General features: G+C 67.4%; 18 protein-coding genes. 10 read left to right on the forward strand and 8 right to left on the reverse strand.

The annotated features are described in order from the left end of the window. Nucleotides 1-66: 66 nt before the first annotated feature. The 6 genes from purL to RKD05_RS05430 all read left to right on the forward strand — a co-directional run bounded on the left by purL (nucleotide 67) and on the right by RKD05_RS05430 (nucleotide 7,238). A complete protein-coding gene (purL, locus tag RKD05_RS05405; protein ID WP_424708543.1) occupies nucleotides 67-2,406 on the forward strand; it encodes a phosphoribosylformylglycinamidine synthase subunit PurL in 2,340 nt (779 codons plus the stop codon). 38 nt (nucleotides 2,407-2,444) lie between these two features. After that, the gene (locus RKD05_RS05410) at nucleotides 2,445-2,582 is read left to right on the forward strand and encodes a hypothetical protein (RefSeq protein WP_022878577.1); all 138 of its coding nucleotides are present in this window, start codon (nucleotides 2,445-2,447) and stop codon (nucleotides 2,580-2,582) included. Between the two features lie 376 nt (nucleotides 2,583-2,958). After that, nucleotides 2,959-3,876, forward strand: coding sequence for a hypothetical protein (locus RKD05_RS05415; RefSeq protein ID WP_424708545.1), 918 nt, complete (start codon nucleotides 2,959-2,961; stop codon nucleotides 3,874-3,876). Between the two features lie 10 nt (nucleotides 3,877-3,886). Then, nucleotides 3,887-4,591, forward strand: coding sequence for a hypothetical protein (locus RKD05_RS05420; RefSeq protein ID WP_424708546.1), 705 nt, complete (start codon nucleotides 3,887-3,889; stop codon nucleotides 4,589-4,591). A 193-nt stretch (nucleotides 4,592-4,784) separates the two neighbouring features. Further along, nucleotides 4,785-5,579, forward strand: a complete 795-nt coding sequence (locus RKD05_RS05425; RefSeq protein WP_424708548.1) for a YqjF family protein — start codon at nucleotides 4,785-4,787, stop codon at nucleotides 5,577-5,579. A gap of 804 nt (nucleotides 5,580-6,383) precedes the next feature. After that, on the forward strand, nucleotides 6,384-7,238 hold the full coding sequence (locus RKD05_RS05430; protein WP_424708550.1) for a hypothetical protein: 855 nt from the start codon (nucleotides 6,384-6,386) through the stop codon (nucleotides 7,236-7,238). 560 nt (nucleotides 7,239-7,798) lie between these two features. Here RKD05_RS05430 and RKD05_RS05435 read toward each other — a convergent pair. Further along, nucleotides 7,799-8,098, reverse strand: coding sequence for a GNAT family N-acetyltransferase (locus RKD05_RS05435; RefSeq protein ID WP_424708552.1), 300 nt, complete (start codon nucleotides 8,096-8,098; stop codon nucleotides 7,799-7,801). A gap of 44 nt (nucleotides 8,099-8,142) precedes the next feature. Here RKD05_RS05435 and RKD05_RS05440 point away from each other — a divergent pair. Next, nucleotides 8,143-9,319 (forward strand): IS3 family transposase gene (locus RKD05_RS05440; protein ID WP_424708554.1). Its coding sequence is split into 2 segments (ribosomal slippage): nucleotides 8,143-8,436 and nucleotides 8,438-9,319, totalling 1,176 coding nucleotides; the frame shifts between segments, so codons are not numbered across the junction. A 248-nt stretch (nucleotides 9,320-9,567) separates the two neighbouring features. Here the strand turns inward: RKD05_RS05440 and RKD05_RS05445 are convergent. The 6 genes from RKD05_RS05445 to RKD05_RS05470 all read right to left on the reverse strand — a co-directional run bounded on the left by RKD05_RS05445 (nucleotide 9,568) and on the right by RKD05_RS05470 (nucleotide 14,608). Then, on the reverse strand, nucleotides 9,568-10,401 hold the full coding sequence (locus tag RKD05_RS05445; RefSeq protein ID WP_424708555.1) for a hypothetical protein: 834 nt from the start codon (nucleotides 10,399-10,401) through the stop codon (nucleotides 9,568-9,570). Between the two features lie 371 nt (nucleotides 10,402-10,772). After that, on the reverse strand, nucleotides 10,773-11,501 hold the full coding sequence (locus RKD05_RS05450; protein ID WP_424708557.1) for a hypothetical protein: 729 nt from the start codon (nucleotides 11,499-11,501) through the stop codon (nucleotides 10,773-10,775). After that, nucleotides 11,498-11,977, reverse strand: a complete 480-nt coding sequence (locus RKD05_RS05455; RefSeq protein WP_424708558.1) for a hypothetical protein — start codon at nucleotides 11,975-11,977, stop codon at nucleotides 11,498-11,500. Before RKD05_RS05455 ends, RKD05_RS05450 begins: the two co-directional genes overlap by 4 nt. A 13-nt stretch (nucleotides 11,978-11,990) precedes the next feature. Continuing rightward, nucleotides 11,991-12,968, reverse strand: a complete 978-nt coding sequence (locus tag RKD05_RS05460; RefSeq protein WP_424708560.1) for a hypothetical protein — start codon at nucleotides 12,966-12,968, stop codon at nucleotides 11,991-11,993. Nucleotides 12,969-12,999: 31 nt separating this feature from the next. Next, nucleotides 13,000-14,088 (reverse strand): OmpA family protein, encoded by a 1,089-nt coding sequence (locus RKD05_RS05465; RefSeq protein ID WP_424708562.1) that lies wholly within the window; start codon nucleotides 14,086-14,088, stop codon nucleotides 13,000-13,002. 52 nt (nucleotides 14,089-14,140) lie between these two features. Continuing rightward, nucleotides 14,141-14,608 (reverse strand): hypothetical protein, encoded by a 468-nt coding sequence (locus tag RKD05_RS05470; RefSeq protein ID WP_424708564.1) that lies wholly within the window; start codon nucleotides 14,606-14,608, stop codon nucleotides 14,141-14,143. 72 nt (nucleotides 14,609-14,680) lie between these two features. Between RKD05_RS05470 and RKD05_RS05475 the strand changes: the two genes are divergently transcribed. The 3 genes from RKD05_RS05475 to RKD05_RS05485 all read left to right on the forward strand — a co-directional run bounded on the left by RKD05_RS05475 (nucleotide 14,681) and on the right by RKD05_RS05485 (nucleotide 18,136). Further along, nucleotides 14,681-16,129: a hypothetical protein gene (locus RKD05_RS05475; protein ID WP_424708565.1), complete on the forward strand. Its 1,449-nt coding sequence runs from the start codon at nucleotides 14,681-14,683 to the stop codon at nucleotides 16,127-16,129. After that, nucleotides 16,126-17,316, forward strand: a complete 1,191-nt coding sequence (locus tag RKD05_RS05480; protein WP_424708567.1) for a hypothetical protein — start codon at nucleotides 16,126-16,128, stop codon at nucleotides 17,314-17,316. The genes RKD05_RS05475 and RKD05_RS05480 overlap by 4 nt, the downstream gene beginning before the upstream one ends. Nucleotides 17,317-17,824: 508 nt before the next feature. Continuing rightward, the gene (locus tag RKD05_RS05485; RefSeq protein WP_424708568.1) at nucleotides 17,825-18,136 is read left to right on the forward strand and encodes a relaxase domain-containing protein; all 312 of its coding nucleotides are present in this window, start codon (nucleotides 17,825-17,827) and stop codon (nucleotides 18,134-18,136) included. A gap of 45 nt (nucleotides 18,137-18,181) precedes the next feature. On the opposite strand, the gene RKD05_RS05490 is transcribed toward RKD05_RS05485, so the two are convergent. Then, nucleotides 18,182-19,087, reverse strand: coding sequence for a glycine betaine ABC transporter substrate-binding protein (locus RKD05_RS05490; RefSeq protein WP_424708569.1), 906 nt, complete (start codon nucleotides 19,085-19,087; stop codon nucleotides 18,182-18,184). Nucleotides 19,088-19,122: the final 35 nt, after the last annotated feature.

Below are 19,122 nucleotides of genomic sequence, written 5' to 3' on the forward strand. Positions count from 1 at the left end.
GGACGGGGCAGCACGCGCAACTAGACTGTCCCCGTCCGGCCCCCGCGATTCTTGGAGCTCAGCCGCGTGACCACCCCGAACCCCGCCGCCCGTACAGCTCTCGCTGACACCGTCGAGAACGCGATCGCGACGCCCGAGAAGGACCAGCCCTACGGCGCCCTCGGCCTCAAGGACGACGAATACGCCAAGATCCGCGAGATCCTCGGCCGCCGCCCCACGAGCGGCGAGCTGGCGATGTACTCCGTCATGTGGAGCGAGCACTGCTCCTACAAGTCGAGCAAGATCTACCTGCGCCAGTTCGGCCAGAAGGTCAGCGACGAGATGAAGACGCGCCTCATGGTCGGCATGGGCCAGAACGCCGGCGTCGTCGACGTGGGCGACGGCTGGGCGGTCACCTTCAAGGTCGAGTCGCACAACCACCCGAGCTACATCGAGCCCTTCCAGGGTGCGGCGACCGGCGTCGGCGGCATCGTCCGCGACATCATCTCGATGGGCGCGCGCCCGGTCGCGGTCATGGACCAGCTCCGCTTCGGCGCCATCGACCACCCCGACACCCCGCGCGTCGTCCACGGCGTCACCAGCGGCATCTCGTTCTACGGCAACTGTCTGGGCCTGCCGAACATCGGCGGCGAGACGGTGTTCGACTCCGTCTACCAGGGCAACCCGCTCGTCAACGCCCTCGCGGTGGGCGTCCTCCGTCACGAAGACCTCAAGCTCGCCAACGCCTCCGGCGCGGGCAACAAGGTCGTGCTGTTCGGTGCCCGCACGGGCGGCGACGGCATCGGCGGCGCGAGCATCCTGGCATCCGACACCTTCGCCGACGGCGGACCCACCAAGCGTCCCGCGGTCCAGGTGGGCGACCCGTTCGCCGAGAAGGTGCTGATCGAGTGCTGCCTCGAGCTGTACCGCGACGACCTCGTCGAGGCGATTCAAGACCTGGGTGCCGCGGGCATCTCGTGCGCCACGAGCGAGCTCGCCGCCAACGGCAACAGCGGCATGAAGGTCGAGCTGTCGAAGGTGCTGCTGCGCGACCCGTCGCTCACGCCCGAGGAGATCCTCATGAGCGAGAGCCAGGAGCGCATGATGGCGATCGTGGCTCCCGAGAAGCTCGACGCGTTCCTCGCCGTCGTCGGCAAGTGGGACGTCGAGACGAGCGTGCTCGGCGAGGTCACCGGCGACGGCCGCCTCGTCATCGACTGGTACGGCGAGCGCATCGTCGACGTCGACCCCTCGACCGTCGCGGTCGACGGCCCCGTCTACGAGCGTCCCGTCGCGTACCCGACCTGGATCGACGCGCTGCAGGCCGATTCCGCCGCGAAGCTGCCCCGCGCGTCCGACAACGACGTGCTGCGCGAGCAGTTCACGACCCTCGTCGCGAGCCCCAACCTCGCCGACACCTCGTGGATCACGAACCAGTACGACTACTACGTGCTCGGCAACACGGCCCTGAGCTTCCCCGACGACGCCGGCATGATCCGCGTCGACGAGGAGTCGGGCCTCGGCTTCGCGATCGCAACCGACTGCAACGGCCGCTACTGCCAGCTCGACCCGTACACCGGCGCGAAGCTCGCCCTCGCCGAGGCGTACCGCAACGTCGCGGTCACCGGCGCCGTACCGACGGCCGTCACCGACTGCCTGAACTTCGGCAGCCCCGAGAACCCCGAGGTCATGTGGCAGTTCAGCCAGGCCGTCGAGGGTCTCTCGGATGGATGCCTCGAACTCGGCATCCCGGTCACGGGCGGCAACGTGTCGTTCTACAACCAGACCGGTGACCAGCCGATCCACCCGACCCCCGTGGTGGGCGTCATGGGCATCATCGACGACGTCGCCGCGCGCATCCCGAGCGGATGGCAGGATGCCGGCGAGAACCTGTACCTGCTGGGCGTCACCGCCGACGAGCTCGACGGATCGCAGTGGGCCGGGACGATCCACGACCACCTCGGCGGCCGCCCGCCGAAGGTCGACCTCGCGCAGGAGCGCAAGCTCGCCGAGCTGCTGCAGGCCGCGGGGTCGCAGTCGCTCGTGTCCAGCGCGCACGACCTGTCGTCCGGCGGTCTCGCGCAGGCCCTCGCGGAGGGCGTGATGCGCTTCGGCGTCGGCGCGCGTGTCTGGCTCACCGAGCTCATGGAGCGCGACGGAGTGGATGCCACCGCCGCCCTGTTCAGCGAGTCCACGGGCCGCGTGCTCGTGAGCGTGCCGCGCGAGGAGGACGTGAAGTTCCGCGGCCTGTGCGACGGCCGCGGCTACCCGGTGCTGCGCATCGGCGTGACCGACGTGGAGCCGGGCGCCGAGGCGACGCTGGAGATCCAGGACGTGTTCACCGTTCCCGTGTCGGAGCTGCGGCGTCTGTCGACCGAGACCCTTCCGGGCGTCTTCGGTCCGACGGTCACCGAGCCCGTCGCCTGAGCCGTCCGGGGAACCCGCCCAACGAGAAGGAGTCGCCGATGGCCGATCACGACGACGACATGGCGGACTTCGACGCGCGCCGTCAGCACCGTGTCAAGATCACCGCGTGGGTGGTGATCGGCGCCCTGATCCTCACCGGCGGCGGCGCGACGCTCCTGGCGCTCATCGCGCGCTGACCTCCGCCGCGCGGGCCGGCCGCGCCTGCGCGGCCCGGCTGAGCGCGCCGCGGCTGAGCGCGGGTGCGCGACCCGGCTGAGCGCGGCGCGGCTGAGCGCGCCGCGGTCGGGCGCGGGTGCGCGCACCGTAGTCGGGCGCGCCGCGGCACCCCGCCGCCCACCCCCGCGATAAACGCGATCCACGGCAAGAAACGCGCCGGCAGGGCGTTTCCTGCCGCGAGAAGCGTTTATCGGCGAAGGGGCGCCGAGCGCGCGCGGCGCCGAGCGCGCGCGGCGCCGTGCGAGAGCAGCCCCGCACCCACAAGGCGCCGGGCGAGAGCGACCCCGGACGAGAAACTCCCCGCGGGATGCCAGGACACCGACGTAGCATGAGGGCGTGGAACCGCTCCTAGCGCTGATGGCCGAGTGGTGGTGGATCGCGCCGGCTGCGGCCGGGGCCGGCACCGTCGGCTGGATCGGCGTGCGCGGCACACGGCGCCGCGCGCTCCCCGCCGGCGCTTCCACGACCGACCGCGCCGCGCGAACGTGGGCGAACCGCCCGATCAGCAAGTCGGCCGCCCGGCGCCTGGAACTGGATGCCGCGCTCCTCGACCTGCAGCACGCTCGGCACGCGCTCACTCGCGGTCGCGCCGAGGTCAAGATCGCGGATGCCGAGGTCATGCGCGCGCAGGCCGAGCGGGCGGCATCCCGAGTCTCGCCGGATGCCGTGTCGAGAGCGCGCGAGCGATTGGTCGACGCGCAGCGCGAGCTGCGCGCCGCCGCGGCCGAGGTCCGGGCCCGTCGCGCGGGCGTGCGCGCGGCGAAGGCGCTGCTCCCCGCGATCCGCGCGGGCAGCGCTCCCCTCCCGGTGGCGCGGCTGCTCGGGGAGCACGACGCGGTCCTCGTCCGCTGGATGGCGTACGAGACCGACCCGGCGCTCGCGATCGACTTCCCCATGATGAGCGACCCGAAGTCGCCGCTCCTCGCGGAGTTCCTCCGCGCGCACGAACGCGCGCAGTGGCTGCGGCCGTCCTCCCCGACCGCGCGCCTCGAACCGGCGGACTTCCTCGCGTACCGCGACGCCGTCCGCGGGCTCACCCACGCGTTCGACCGCGCCGAGCGGGCCGCTCGCCACGGTCGCGACGACCGCCCGGGTTCCGACTCCACCGACGCGTGGGGACGCATGGCGTCCGACTGGGCCGAGCAGGCCCAGCGCGCGCTCGCCTGGTCGGTGGAGAACATGGGGCGGGCGGCATCCAAGTCATGGAACGAGCGCGCCACGAAGCGAGCGCGGAAGAGCGGACCGGACGCGTAACGTGAGCAACATGATGGAGTTCGCGGGCAACTACTGGTGGCTCGTCTTTCCCCTCTTCGGCATGACGATGGCGGCGGTCGGCCGCATCTCGAAGCAGCGCGAGGTCGCCGCCCGTCGGCGGCACCGCGAGCAGCTCGAACTGATCCGCGTGCAGGGCGGCGGGGCCCTGGCATCCACTCCCGCCCCGCCCGCCGCGGTGCCCGCCGCGGGCGACGGCCTCGCGCGCGTGCAGGCGCGGCACGACGACGTCACGCATCGCTGGCTCGACTACGAGCTCGACGTCGCGAAGCTCATCTCGTACCCCGCGATGAGCGACGGGCGGCAGCCGCTGACCGCCGCGTTCCTGCGCGCGAAGAAGGTCGCCGACACGCTCCGCCCGGCGGCGGGCGAGACCCCGACACCCGAGCGGCTCAAGGAGTACCGCGACGCGGTGACCGACTACGAGGTCGCGTTCGAACTCGCCGAACGCGACGCGCGGCGCGTCAAGACTGCGGCGTTCACGCCCGAGGAGCGCAAGCGCCTCGAGACGGCGCAGCAGCTCCTCGGCGTCGCCGTCGACCAGGCCGCTACGCCGAACGAACGGCAGGTCGCGTATCGCCGCGTGCGGCAGGAGCTCGATGGCCTCATCTGGCTCAGCGACGACGCGGTCGAGAACCTCGAGAAGAAGGTCGCGCTGGAGCTGCCGTCCGCGACACCGCCCGAGCCGGCCGTCTGACGCGACCGTTCCTCGCAGAATCCCGCCGAACTCGCAGATTCCGGCTCAGAATCTGCGAGCTTCGGGCGAATCTGCGAGATGTGGCGTCAACGGCCCCGACGGATGGATGCCACGAGCCGAGGATCCGCAGCAGATGACGGGGGCATGTGTCCAGTGTCCCTCCACGCAAAGGCGTCGGGGCGAGAATCGGGCCGTGCCTGTCGAACGCCACGCCCCCGCCCTCCCCGGTCGCGCCGTCATCGAGCAGCGGTGGAACCGCGCCGTGTTCGTGCACTGGCGGGTCGATCCGGAGGATGTCGCGCCGATGCTGCCCGCCGGAACCCGCCCCGACGTGCACGACGGCGCGGCGTGGGTGGGGCTCGTGCCGTTCGTGTTGAGCGAGTTCCGCTTCCTGCCGCTCCCGCCGGTGCCGCTGCTCGGGACTTTCACCGAGATCAACGTCCGCACCTACGCCGTGGACGACGCCGGGCGTCGCGGGGTCGTCTTCCGCACGCTCGAGGCCGAGCACCTCGCGCCCGTGCTCGCGGCACGCGCGTTGTTCGGCCTGCCCTACCGCTGGGCGCGAGCGGGCGTGCGCACCGACGGGCCGCTCATCGAGTACCGGTCGCGGCGGCACACCGGGCGGCATCCGGGCACCCGCCTGCGAGCGCGCCTCGGCACCGACCCGGTCGACACCCCGTCGTCGCGGTTCCTCACCGCACGCTGGGGCTTCCACGAGAGGCACCTCGGCCGCACGATCTGGGCCGCGAACACCCACGAGCCGTGGCCCCTGGTGACCGCCGAGCTCGAGGTGCTCGACGACGAGCTCGTGGCGGATGCCGGCTTCCCCCCGCTGCGCGGACGCACCCCCGACTCGGTGCTCGCGATGCCCGCGGGGCACCCGGGCTTCCGCACCCGCTTCACCGCCGCGCGCGCGATCGCGATTACTCAACGAGATGGTCGTGCACGACCGGGTCTGGACTCCCTAGGGATCTCCGCAAAAAACTAGGACCCCGCGTCAGCGAGGTCCTAGGCGTGCAACGTTCCGATAGCCGGCCCGACGCTCGACGAGCGTATCGCGTGTATACCATCCATGCACCACTTGGGCGCCAACCTGTCGCTTCTTTCCGTCTACCTCATCTCGTGGGGGAGAGCAAAGAAAGGGCCCCCTTGCGGGGGCCCCGGGCTCAGCCCAACATCTCCCAGATCGTGCATGCGAGGCGGAAGAGGATCAGAATCCCCACCCGTACCCACTGTCCACGTTCGTCGGAGTGCTTCTTATCGACAGAACCTCGTCGATTCATCGTCAGCACCTGACCTCTCGTCGTGTGCGACCGGTACGAGAGGGGCTGACATGAGAGCGCCCGAGGGCCCGCAAGCCGGCGGACCGCGCTTGCAGGCCCTGTAAAGGGCGCGTAGAATCCAGTTGTTGTATCGGGAATCTACGCTTCCCATGCCCGCCGCCTGGCAGGCAAGATCTGAACCCCAGTCGTTGGTAGCGGCTGGGGTCTTTTCTTGCCCGAGCGAGCGGGTCGCACGTCTCCGCCCTCTGAAATCCATTCTCCCACGGGGTCGTCACCTTCCGAGGGGGTCCCGCCCGATCCCCAACGCCAATCACCGAACTCGGGTTCGAGTGCTGTCGTCGCCGGGAGCGATACGTGCGGATGATCGCCAACTCGCCATACGCGACATCGCAGCGAACTGGCATCGACCTCGCATCGAGCTAGCAGACATCGCATAGTATTGTCTGATTCGCCAACGATTTGGGGCGGGGGGCAACGCCGACAGGCGCTCGAAGGGTGAAGATCTGACCATGGTTCAGTCATCGAAGGTGGCCGCTAGCGGTCCCAAACATCAGGACATCGAACTCCCTGACCGCCGCGACGTTCTCGTCTCAATGCTGTCAGGTACAGGCCGTGGAGGGGTCCCTCTCCGCAGCGACTTTGTACAGCTGCGTGAAGCCGATCCCTCGGGTAGCCGTGTGTCACGTCTCGCCTCGTTCACGACGGACCCACGTTCCCTCGACGCCTACCTCCTCATCCATGCGCTGGCGAGCTCCAAAGCGCCACACGAGGCCTCATACCCCGGACTGGTGTGGGCGCATGCCGCAGGCTTCACGCTCACCGCGTCGCAGAAATCGGCCCGTCAACAGTGGTCGAAGTCAGTCAACAAGCTCGCCAAACTTCAGCTCATCGAGACCGGTCGCGACAAGAGACAGGCTGTGTACACCCTTCTGCACGAGAGAGGCGACGGAGCGCCGTACACGCGTCCCACCAAACTCGCGCACGGAGGATGGGTCACCATCCCCTACGCGTACTGGCTAGACGGCTGGGACCAAAAGCTGACTCTCGCGGAGAAGATCATGCTCCTCATCTCGCTCGATCAGAAGCAACGATTCACGCTTCCCACCAACCGCGCGCAGGAATGGTACGGGGTGTCGGAGTCCACCGCCGTCCGGGGGTTCAAGGGGCTCCGCGAACGGGGCATCCTCGACGCCGAACCGAAGACCACGATCGACTTGAGCACGAAGATGATGATGCGGACCGTCAACGTCTACACAACGGTCGGAATCTGGACCAAGGCAAACCGTGAGAAGACCATGACCGTCAAGCGCCGCCGACGGACAACTCCAGCCAAGTCATCGAAAAAAGACGACGCTGTCCCCTGATCGACATCCAACACGCATCATGCACATCGAAGCTCATCTACTTCAGCAACAGACGGCCCACCAGTCTCCGTACGACGAAACGGCTCGAGGATTCCGAGATCACTGGTGGCTAGATCCTTTCGTGCGCGCTCCTGAGCGCGACCATCTTCCCTACTCGTTTACCGGGAACGAAGGTCGAGAGGTGGCGCGAGCTCTTCTTCGCACAAGAGCAGGGTTCACAGACCTCGAAGATGCCGGCGTCGAACTGCCTCGCGACGCCATAGCGGTGGACTTCATCGAGGTGCGAGCAGACCTCTTGCACCCTCGTCGGGGTGTTGGCACTCAGGTGATACGCCTACTCGAGCAACTGCACCCCGACCACACCCTCTACGCGTTCTCTGAAGAGGCAGATGACTTCTGGTACAGCACAGGATGGTCGTTCACTCCTCGTCGCGATGGCCGGACCTCCTCCTACAGGCCGCTGTTCATCCTCTGGCGGGTCTAGAAGTCGTCGTCGCTCGCCGCATCATGCCGATTCTTGTCGGCGTCTCGTGGTGTTCGTTTGGGGATGGTTGGCCGGGCTACGAGCGTCTTCGCCGGAGAGGTAACCGGAGCAGTAGGGAGTCGCCGTGCACTGCGTCGCGCTCCTTCTCGTCGGTGATGACGAATCCGAGCTTGGCGAGCACGTTGAGTGACGCCGTGTTCCACTCGCGGACAGTGGACGCCAAGCTGTCGTAGCCGACGGCCGATGCGAGGTCGATGACCAGTCGCGATGCCTCCGTTGCGAAGCCTCGACCCCAGAACTCGCGCAGGAACTCGAACGCCAGCTCCGGCTCCTCCGGGTGACCGATACTGGGGTCTGCTGCACGGATAGGTGACATCTGATCTGGCTTGCCCCGAGGGGTGGGCCTGGAAGGATGCCATCGTGGCCAAGCCCTATCCGAAGGAGTTCCGTGATGACGTGGTGCGCGTTGCGGAGAACCGTGAGCCCGGCGTGACGATCGAGCGGATCGCCGCCGATTTCGGGGTTCACCCGATGACCCTCACGAAGTGGCTCGCCCGATCGCGTGCTGAGAAGACCGCCTCCGAGAGGGGCTCGCCGTCGCCCAGCGACCGCGACGCCGAGCTTCGCGAGTTGCGTCAGCGCAACCGGCTGCTGGAGCAGGAGGTCGAGGTGTTGCGGCGGGCGACGGCGTATCTGTCGCAGGCGCATCTGCCGGGAAAGGCTCTACCCGCTCGTGAAAGAGATCGCCTGTGACGGGATTCCTGTCACGGTGACGTGCCGGGTCCTCAAGCTCTCCCGCCAGCCGTACTACCGGTGGCTGAACCAGCCCATCACGCGAGCGGAGTTGGTGGAGGCGTACCGCGCGAACGCGCTCTTCGACGCGCACCGCGACGATCCCGAGTTCGGGCACCGTCTCCTCGCTGATAAGGCCCGCGACGCCGGTCAGGGCATGGCGGATCGGACGGCGTGGCGGATCGCGTCGGAGAACGGCTGGTGGTCAGCGTTCGGCAAGCGCAAGGCCCGCGGGAAGGGGAAGAAGGCCGGTCCTCCCGTCCACGACGACCTCGTCCAGCGGGTGTTCACCGCGGACGCCCCGAACCGGCTCTGGCTGACCGACATCACCGAGCACGGCACCGCCGAGGGCAGGCTCTATCTCTGCGCCGTGAAGGACGTGTTCTCGAGCAAGATCGTCGGGTACTCCATCGACTCCCGGATGAAGTCCCGCCTGGTCGTGAACGCGCTCAACAACGCAGCCGCGCTCCGCGGCGACGTCGCCGGTTGCATCGTCCATTCCGACAGGGGCAGCCAGTTCCGTTCCCGGAAGGCCCTGCGCACTCTCACGCGCCACGGCATGGTCGGGTCGATGGGCAGAGTCGGCGCCGCCGGGGATAACGCCGCGATGGAAACGTTCTTCTCGCTGCTACAGAAGAACGTCCTCAACCGGCGCTCCTGGACCACTCGCGAAGAGCTCCGCATCGCCATCGTCACCTGGATCGAGCGCACCTACCATCGTCGACGCCGCCAAGACCGTCTCGGCCGTTTGACCCCGGTCGAGTTCGAGACCATGATGACCAAGACCCTGGCCCTCGCGGCCTGACTACCCACTGTCACCCAATCGTGCAGCAGACCCACCATTCACTACCGCCCGACTATGAGAAGGATGACGCCCTAGACAGCTCGATCACGCTTGCGGCCTCGCATGCCTCGGCGGCTGCACGAATTCGCGTGATCGCGGATCGGAAGGCCGGACGCGCGACGCCCAAGTGGATAGTTGAACTTGCCGAGAACGAGGCGTCAGGACTGTGATCGGCGGTGTACATGACCTGTGCGAAGCGCCGTCGGGGACTACGGCCTAGCCGTATCTGAGTGCGGTTCGCGGGCCGGGTAGTGGCCATGGAGTAGGACATCTACCGACACTCCGACGAGCGGCATGGCGCTTACACCCGTGTTGCCGGATCGCTCGTTCCACAGCGCCACGGCCGCGTCAAGGACGGCGGCGACGTGGAGCTGATGGCGCCCAAAAGCTTCGCGCGGCACGCTCAGAACTCGCGTGGCCGGAAGAAAGTCTGTCGGGCTGCCGGCGGCCTCATGAATCGCCCAATGCCGGCCGTGCGACAGACCCGATAGCAGGGACCAGAGAGGACTGAGGCCAGGGATATTCAGCTCACCGGATACGTCGGACATGACTTTGGTCATGCTGAACGACTTGAACCTGCTCCTCGGGATGCTCAGGGTGTCGGCTGTGGTTAGAAGCTTGGTCCGCCTACGCGAGTATTCAGACTGCCATCCAGCTCCGCGGAACTGCTGCTCGTCATAGTTGTTCTGAAGCTGGAGGGACACGCACCGTTCGAGTCGACGTGCGGGGTTTGTCGGGAAGAGCGTCCAGGCTGCGGTTGCCGCAGTTTCCAATGCCGCTCGCGCGAGAGCGGGAACGGCTGAACGCGGCTTCCATACTTCGTGCATCTCGACAGCAGCGAGTAGCTGAAAGGCCGCTGTTTGGATGCCCTTTTGGATAGTTTGGATGTGTTCTACGCCGCGCAAGGCGTCGGCATCGCGCAGCAGGTCGCTACCGTCGCGCACTGTGAACCGGTCGTGTTGCATCACAGCCACATCGAGTGCCTGAACCCATGTCTCGTAGATTGCGGCGAGGTCTGGACCCCCCACGCGTGCTTGGATCATAGGAGCGAGTCAACACGACCCAATCGCGCTCCGAGGGGCACGCCATGACCGATGTTCAGTAGCTCGTCGACGCGGCGCCTGACGCCGCACACGCCGCGCACCCGGCTGCGGGGGTGAATGGCCCACCAGCTCATCAACGAGGTTCCACGGGTGTGGGAGAAGAAAGGGGCCAGGAAGCCTGGGTTTTGGAGGCCCAGGCCCCCGGCCGCATGGATGCACTACCCCGGACGCGCGGCTGCGCCGAGCAGATGTAGCACGATACTACGAGCGTGGAATGGCCTTCGCATCCTCTGGGCGTTGCGGGGTGCTGGAGCATGCGCCAGCAGCTGTGATCTCCCCTGCTAAGCGCGCGGCGATCCCGGGCCGATAGGTCACGACGGAGGGAGTCCGAGAGCGCCGGCGTACAGCGCCGCCATTTCGCGCGCGACTGAGCCCACGTCTAGCTTCGCGAACCTTGTGAATGAGCCGAACTCGACGGTACGCCACTGTGCTTCGAGGTCGGGGCCGCAGCCGCCCCTGCGGTCGATCAGGCAGAGGTGCACCGACCGATCTGGGAGGGCACGGACCCCTTCTCGAATCTCGTCGGTGACGGTCTCGATGCCGTCGGTGATGAGGAATGTCGCAATTCGCTCCCCGTCCGCACCCGAATCGGCGACCTCGGCGAGGCGACGAAGGGCGGCACTCATGTCATTTCCGCCGAGGGAGCCGTGCTCGCGCAGTGCCGTCGTGAGCTTCTTCTCGCCCGTCCTGACGTCGATGGGCCCGACGACGAGTTCTGCCGGTGCGGTCGACCCCCACGGCACGATCACCGCACGACCCCCGCCCGAGCGGCGCTGCAAGCCCAGCACGCTCTCGCACGCGGCACCGCATACGTCGCTCGGGTCGCCCCATGCGCCGTACATGCTCCCCGACCGATCGACGAGGTAGGCCGTCGTCGAGGCAGCGACCCGCCTGATGATCTCGGCGCGCGCCGCGCCGCGAATTGGCGCGAGGGATACGGGCTTTGCCGCGGTACGACGATGGGAGGCGCGCACCGGTAGGTCGGGCACAATGCCCGCCCGACCCACCGTCACCCACGCGTCGCGCTGGACGACGCTCACGCGGCGGACTCCTCGGTGTTGTCGTCCTCGTGCGCGGGCTTGACCGGGTGGAGCGCGAGCCCCTGGGCTTCAGGATCCGTACTTGTCGCATCCGGCTGCGTCTCCGTTCCCTCGGCATACTCCGGCTCTCCGGGGACGTCCTCCGCCACGGCGTAGTTGAACTCGTCAGCGGGACGTGTGGGGAGCACGCGCTCGTCCAGAAGCGCGCGCAGCTTCTGTTCACGTGCGCCGACTTGTGCCACAGCCGTGGCGAACGCCTTCTGACACTCTTCGGCCGATAGCGGCGCGACCACCGAGGCCTCTTTGCCGACCAGCTCGACGCGCACCTGCTCGGCCGTCTTCGCCTCCACCGCCGGGTGTCCCGCAGCGAAGAGCTTGTCGACCACGGGCTCGGGAAGCCCGTGGAGCACCGCCCGCGGGTAGAGGTGCAGTGCCTGGCGCATCGCGTTTGCCTGGTCGACAAGCGCGTGCTGCACGGCGCCGCGGATCTCAGCCTCGCGTGTGTCGGCGATCGTGTTGTGCTCGGCGACAAGTGCCCTCCAGCATGCTCAAGTGCTGCTCTGTTTCAGCGACGCGCTCGTTCTCTACCTTGACTGCGTGGCGGTAGGCGGCCGCGGTGGGGTCGGAGAAGAAGTACGCCGTGAATACAGCCGCGGCCAGCAGTGCGAGCTGGATCAGGATGAATGGAGCGGAAGTGATCTGCGATCCGCTTTCGGCAAGGTACTCGCCCCGGATCATCACCATGCCAGCCACGGCCACGATGCCGCAGATCCCGGCGACGCCTGCGATCGTCATGGCGAAGCGTGACGGCTTTGGCAGCCGGGCGCGCACCTCATCGACAATCTCAAGACGACGGACATCGGCATCGGTCTTCAGGTGCTTGAGCGTATCGCCGACCGCGTGCGAGACGAGGGCGAGCGACACGACAGTCGCCAAAGCCGCAATATGCAGCTCGTCGGTCAGAGAGACACCGGGGATGAGTGGCACATCGCTCAGCCCCATGGACTGTAAGGCGCTGGCGAGCAGTCCAATCTCGCCGAGGAAGAGCACGATGAGCACAGCGAGCAACGCGAACGGCGCCCATGCATGCGGGGCGCCTAGCCCGAGGGCCGTGCGCTGAAACGCCATGTTTGCTCGGTGCATTGACGCGTCGACCATGCGCCCGAGCGACTGTGTGAACGTCGCGACTGTCGCACCGTAGCGGGCCTTCACGTCGTGACGGAGCGCGTCGAGAGCGCCGAGAACGCCGGCGAGCTCGTGCCCGATGAGGCCTTTCTGAGCGGCATGAGCGGTGGCGACGAGGCCGGCGCCGTGCGCGGTGGTGTTGGCGCCGAACATGTCGGTGACGCCAACGCTCGCGGAGCCGTCCTGGGTACCGATCTCGGCGACGCGGTCGTCGGCGTACCCGCCGACGTAGGTGCGACGGTCACTCGAAAGCATCGAGCGGTGGGAAGGGGTGGTGGTCATGATCATTCCTTTCGGGTGTGGATGGTGCGGGTTAGGCGGACGGGATGACGGAGATGGTCACGCGCCGGTTGGCGGCGTGCTCGGCCTCCGTGACAGCGTTCGCGACGACGGGTTCGGAAGCGCCCGCCCCGCGTACCGGCGCGATTCGCGCGGGGTCGACGCCGTGCTGGACGAGCCACGCGCGTACCGCCTCGCCGCGGGCGAGCGAGAGCGCTTCGTTGCCCGTGCCACGCGAGTCCGTGTGGCCCGTGATCTGGACGGTGCCGAGGGTCGTGGAGACCATCTCGAACACCTTGACGAGGACGGGATCTGCCCCGGAGGAAAGCGTCGAAGACCCGTAGTCAAAGAGCACGTCGCCCCCCACGGTCGCGGTGACAACGTCAGCCTGGTGGTCAATCTCGACAGGCGATCGATCGGATGCTGTGACTGTCGTGCCGCTCGGAAAGTTGGCTAGACGCGTCGTCACCGCGGCCAGAGTCCCGCCGCACTTGGCGACATAGGCGAGCCAAAAGTCGCGCACAGCAGGGTCGGCTGCGGCGGGCCCAGCGACGGAGACGGTCCAGCCCGTGCAATCCACGGGCATGAGACCCTTGGCCGCGAGGGTGTTGATCGTGCCGATCGGATCCGCGAGTGCAGGGGCCGGTGCGAAGCCGCCGAAGATGACGAGCTGCGCTGTCGCGTGGTCGCCGACGTTGCCCGCGAAGGTGGAGATCGACCCAAAGACGTCCGTGCCGTCGACTGCCAGGCCTCGGAGCACGTCGAGGCCGGCAGTCACCTCGTCGTGTTTGCACGCCAGGTCCTTCGAGCGGGCCAGAGGGTTTTCGCCGACGCCCACGAGCACGGTGTCGACGATCAACGACGGGGCACTTTCGCCGATGCCGCTCACGATCAGCTGGGCGCCATCGTTGGTTGCCGCGTCGACTACGGTGCGCAGATCGGCATCGACATCGGTGAGGGTTTCACCGGTCGGTGCGAGCACGGCGTAGATCGGCGCGTCGGTCTTGACCGCAGGCTCGCCGCAGGCGGCAGGCGTTGTCGTGGAGGTGGGCGTCGCCGCACAGCCGGTGAGGAGCGCGGCAACGGTGGTGGAGGCCGCGAGGGCGGCGATGGTGCGGTTCATTACTGTCCTTTCGGTTGGGCGATGCGTGGAATGATGCGGGGAGGTACCGGTGCTAGATGCGTCGGGGCGGGCCGAAGGCCAGCCACCACAGCAGGGTGCCGAGGCCGAGCGAGAGCACTGCGCGCACCGGATCGGCGAATGCGAAGCCGACGGCCTCGGCACCCGATTCGAGAGCGAGTAGGGGAAGATTTTCGAGGAGTCCGTCGAGGCTCCCCGTGGCGAGCCACCAGCTCGCCACGAAATGGATGAACGGCGCGACGACGACGATGAGTGCACCAAGGCGCATCGCGTTTCGCACGCCCGTCCGCGAACGGAACCGGATTACCCCGGTGCCTCGCTCCACGACGCGGCACTGGTGAGGGCGGGCCGTAACGGACACGGTGCCCGCGAAGCCTGCGTCGACATCGACGACAAGAGATCCGTTCGTCACAGCCGAGACGACTCCGACGCTACCGATCGGCAGGGCGGCACTGAACAGCCCTGGAGCCAACGCTGAGGTGAGCCTCACGACGTCGCCCACGCGCGGCGGGAACGAGAAGAACATCTCGGATCACCCCTTGCCTGGCAGAGGGAGACGAGGGAGCGTCGGACGGTGCTCACCCGATGCGGCACGGCCGGCCTCCTGCGCGCGGCGCAGAGCATCGGCGTCATCTTCGTACCGCTGCTGCTCGCGCTCGTTCGCGTCCTGCAAATTCTGGAGCTGCTGCTCGCGCTGCTGCTCCTGCAGTTCGGAGGTATTCGTTGGACGTTCCAGGGCCGAAAGAGCTCCAGCCGACAAAGCGACTACGCCCACCACGACTGCTGCTTTCGATTTCCATCCCATGCTGTGGCTCCTGTCTCAACGCGGCTTTATGCCGCCATTTCGACCCATGCTGGAGGCGATGGGGAAAGGGAAGCCGGGGTTTCCCCGTCTGGGGCACCAACATGGGGAAACGGGCGTTTATCGGTCCCGTGGGTCGGAATACTGGGCCTCACGAACGAAGGAGGAGACGTGGGCCGACCTGAACGACTGTCCGAGGCTGAGGCAACGCGCGTCATCACGCTGCCGGGGTCGTTGATCCTCGACGAATGGCGCGCCTGGGTCGATACCGCGCGCGGGGAACACCCGCCGATGGACTGGTTCCTCGCTCTTGCCGCGCTCTCCGACCCGTCCGCCGACTTGGAATACCGTCAGCCGGTAGTCATTGAACACTTGGGGCGCGCGCTGGGAGCCTCGCGCAGCAAACCGGTGAGTGACGGGGCGATCCACCGTCACTTCGATATGTTGTTAGACGCATTCGGCGCCGAGGCGCTCGAGGGCGTTGTCATAGCGGGTTCACCCGACGATGCCTCCAGCCGTGGTCGCGCGATCCTGGGTCTGTACCACCAGGCGCGTATGGCGACATTCCTCCCCTATCGTGACGGGCTCGAACGCTACTTACGCGAAGTGCCTATCTCGCCCGAGGGTGCCCTTCACGCCTACGTGCGCGTCGTCACGGACTGGGCGCACGAGTGGCCGGGCCTGGCCGTCGCGACCCGCGCTGAGTACGCCGATGCGCTCGCACTGCGCGACCCTGATGGCCCCACGATGACGCAGGTCGACTTCCTGCGGGCACGCAGCGCGCTACCACTCGTGGTTGGCTGGGATCTGCGCGCGATTTTGCGACTCGTGAAGGTGGAGGCGGGCGACATCGACTCGTCACTCACCCCGGCGAGCCAAATTGGTCTCGCCGTTGACGCAATCATCCTCCAACTAGCACTCGCGATCGCCATGATGGCTCGCGATCCGAGCCTTGAGGCGCTCTCCGCGGCGAACGTCGCGCGGATCGATGCGAACAACGCGCTCGGAGGTGCGCTCGGACGGCTCCGAGCGCGAGGACCGGGTACGAATATCGTTACCCGCGACGTGCTCGAGCAAGTGCGCAGGTACTTCCTTGAGCCGTCAGCCGACGACCCATCGCCAGCCGAGGTGGAGGAACGGGCGCGCCTTGCCAACAAGTTCCATTTGTTGCGCATTGCAGTTGGTGCGCTCGGCAGCCAGAACGCGGAGAGCGAACGATGACCGAGACCCAGAGCACGGCAGAGACCATGGACCCCAAGTTCGCGGCGCGCATGATCGAGATGCGTCGAACGCTCCTCGCTGCCCCACTCACTGCGATGTACGCCGCTGCCCGCATCGCGATCCAGGTGCGCACTGACAGCGATGTGGTGCTCAACCACCTCGATGCAGCGAACCGCACACACTTCGGCGATACCCCCGAAGCGCAGCGCGGTCGCACTGGCGTACTGCTTGGTATGAGGATCCAGAATTGGCTCTACACGCGCGGCGTCGAGCGACGCACCGCCGAACGTCGTCGCGCGGATCTACGCCTTCGCGCCGAGAGCGCGCAGACGCTGTTGGGCGAAGACGATTCGCACGTACGCGCTTACTGGGAGTCGTACTACCTCGAACTCGCCCGCGAAAGTGCGACTCGGGACGAGGCGATAGCGGCGTACCGTTTGTCGCTCGCACGGCGGGGATGGCGCAATGTTCGCGACCCGCTGAACTTCCGCCTGTCGCTCGCCACTCAAAACCTTGCAACTATGCTGCGTCGGTCAGACGACCCCGGCGACTGGGCAGAGGGCGAACGTATTACCGCTGTCAACGCGGAATGGCGTCAGGCGACTTTCGGCGCCCGTCATCCGTTCACCCTGGTGGCCGAGGGCAACCGGGTACTCAATGTGCTCTACCGGCTCGAGGAAACCGCCGACGACGGTGAGTTCGGTCCAGTCGACCGGAGAGCGGCACGCAAGGTGATGCGGGACGCGACCGAGCTATACCGCAACCGCAAGGACGTGCTCGGTGTGCACCATGGCGGCACCGTGAAGGCGATGTCCTATCAGGCGCGTGCACTCCGACTACTCGATAACGCCCAGGAAGCACGCGCCCTCGCTGAGCGAGCGCTCGCCCACTACCTCACCTACTCCTCGAAAAACGACACGACCCTTACTGCGGTCCTACGCGTCATCGCCGCCGAGGGATACGCGGCCGAAGCGGAGGAGGCCCAGCGCAATGTACGCGAGGCCTCAGAGCGGGGCGCGATGACGGCAGTCAAGACCGAGATAGCGCGCGCGGCTAAAGTTTGGCAGACGGTCGACGCGATGCTCGACCTTGCCGAGGCCGATCTCGTGCGCTGGGCCAGCCGGGCGGTATGGCTTGCACGCCTGCAGAAGGTGCGCGTCCGTCGGGGCGCGTCGACGGTGGGGTGACGAGGTCTATCGGGCGTGGCGGCTACATCGGCGCGGGGTCCTCGGCGCCCCATATCCCCCGTCAGGGCAAGCAATCTACCGTCGCCTAGACACCTCCTGCCTCTCATCGAGGCAGGAGGTCCTGCCGCCGGGAAAGGACCTGTCGCCGATCGATCATCACTCAATACGATGCACGCAGGCACTATGTGATCTGGGCTACGCTGTGGCCGCGCGTGGAGGGCTGGAAAGGTGGAAGCGGGGGGGTCGGGTCGCGGGGCGTCCGACAGGCCGTGGAGTACGCCTTTCATGGAGCGTGCGACTCGCATCTGACGGGTGTGTCGGGGGCAGCCGCGCTCGCGCATTACGGCGATGTGGATGCCGGCAAGGTGTCGCGGTTCGTGCTGGTGGATGGGGAGATCTCCGTCGACCAGCTGGATCGGGCCGGCCTTGCGCGCTGGGTCAATGGCGACGATCCTGAGACGGGCGAGCGGCGGGCCGGGAGCTGGTGTCTGCGGATGCGGATCTGGTGTTGGACGGGACGATCAACGCGCCGAAGTCGTACAGCCTGGTCGCGCTGCTGAATCCGGAGCTCGCGGCGGAGTTCGAGGCGCTGCAGGACCGGCTTCGTGAGCGGATCCTGCTGACGTGGCAGCGTGCGCTGAACGCGCGGCGCGATGCCGGCGGTCGCTTCCGAGAGCAGTTGCACCGTATCGAGGTGGTCGAGCTGCAGCATCGGCGATGGCGTACGTTAGACCCGCATCTGCACCGGCACCTGTGGCTGAGTGTGAAGGTGCTCGGTCAGGACGGGAATGGTCGAACGTGGACTCGCGTGTGGCGATGAAGCCCCCTCCGCCTGACGTGGCGGAGGGGGCTCGGGACGCGGGGATCAGTCGCGCTGCGTGGGGTACGCCGCGGGGTTCTGCTCCAGCCATGCGTCGACGGCCTCGGCCTCGCGCCCCTCGCCGTATTCGTTGACGACGAGGTCTTCGAGCGAGCCGTACTGCGCATCGTCGAGCTGGATGCCGGCGATGAGGTCAGCGGCATCCGGGTACTTCTCTGCGAAGCCGGCCGTGCCGAGGAAGTGGAGCTTCTCCGGGTCGCCCATGAGGCCCTGCGGGTCGGCGAGGTCCTTCACGTCGTACGCGTCGTTGGCCCAGAACGGACGCCACAGCGTCACCGCGATGTCCTTCTGCGCCGCGATCGCGTTGTCGAGCTCGGTGAGCATCGCCGCCGTCGACGAGGTCACGAGCTCGAAGTCGCCGTCGAGACCGTAGCCGGGGAGCATCGTCTCCTGCGTCTGCTTCGTCAGGCCCGCGCCCGGCTCGATGCCGTAGATCTTGCCGTCGAAGCGGCCCGCGTTCGCCTGGAGCTGGTCGATCGATTCGATGTCGACGTAGCTGGGCACCGCGATCGTGAGCTTTGCGTTGTCGTAGTAAGACCCGAGGTCTTCGATCGCGTCGCCGTAGGTGTCCATGTAGGACTTGTGGGTCAGCTCGGGCCACGCCGACGGGTAGATGTCGACGTCGCCCTGCGCGAGCCCGGCGTAGAGCGGGCCGGCCTCGGTGAGCGTCTGCATCTTGACGGTGTAGCCGAGCTTCTCGAGCTGGTCCTCGAGGAGGTACGCGGTGCTGAGGCCGTCGGTCCACGAGGGCAGGAAGCCGAGCGTGATCGTGCCCTTGCCGCCGCCCTCGCCCGAGCCGCCCTCGGCCTGGTTGCCGCTCGCGCAGCCTGCGAGCGCGAGGGCCGCTGCCGTGCCGAGGGCGAGGGTTGCTGTGAGGTGTCGCTTGTTCATGTGTTCTTCCGTTCCGTATGTGATTTCCGTGGTGC

Source organism: Microbacterium sp. SLBN-111 (genome assembly GCF_049739645.1).
Classification (GTDB): Bacteria; Actinomycetota; Actinomycetes; order Actinomycetales; family Microbacteriaceae; genus Microbacterium.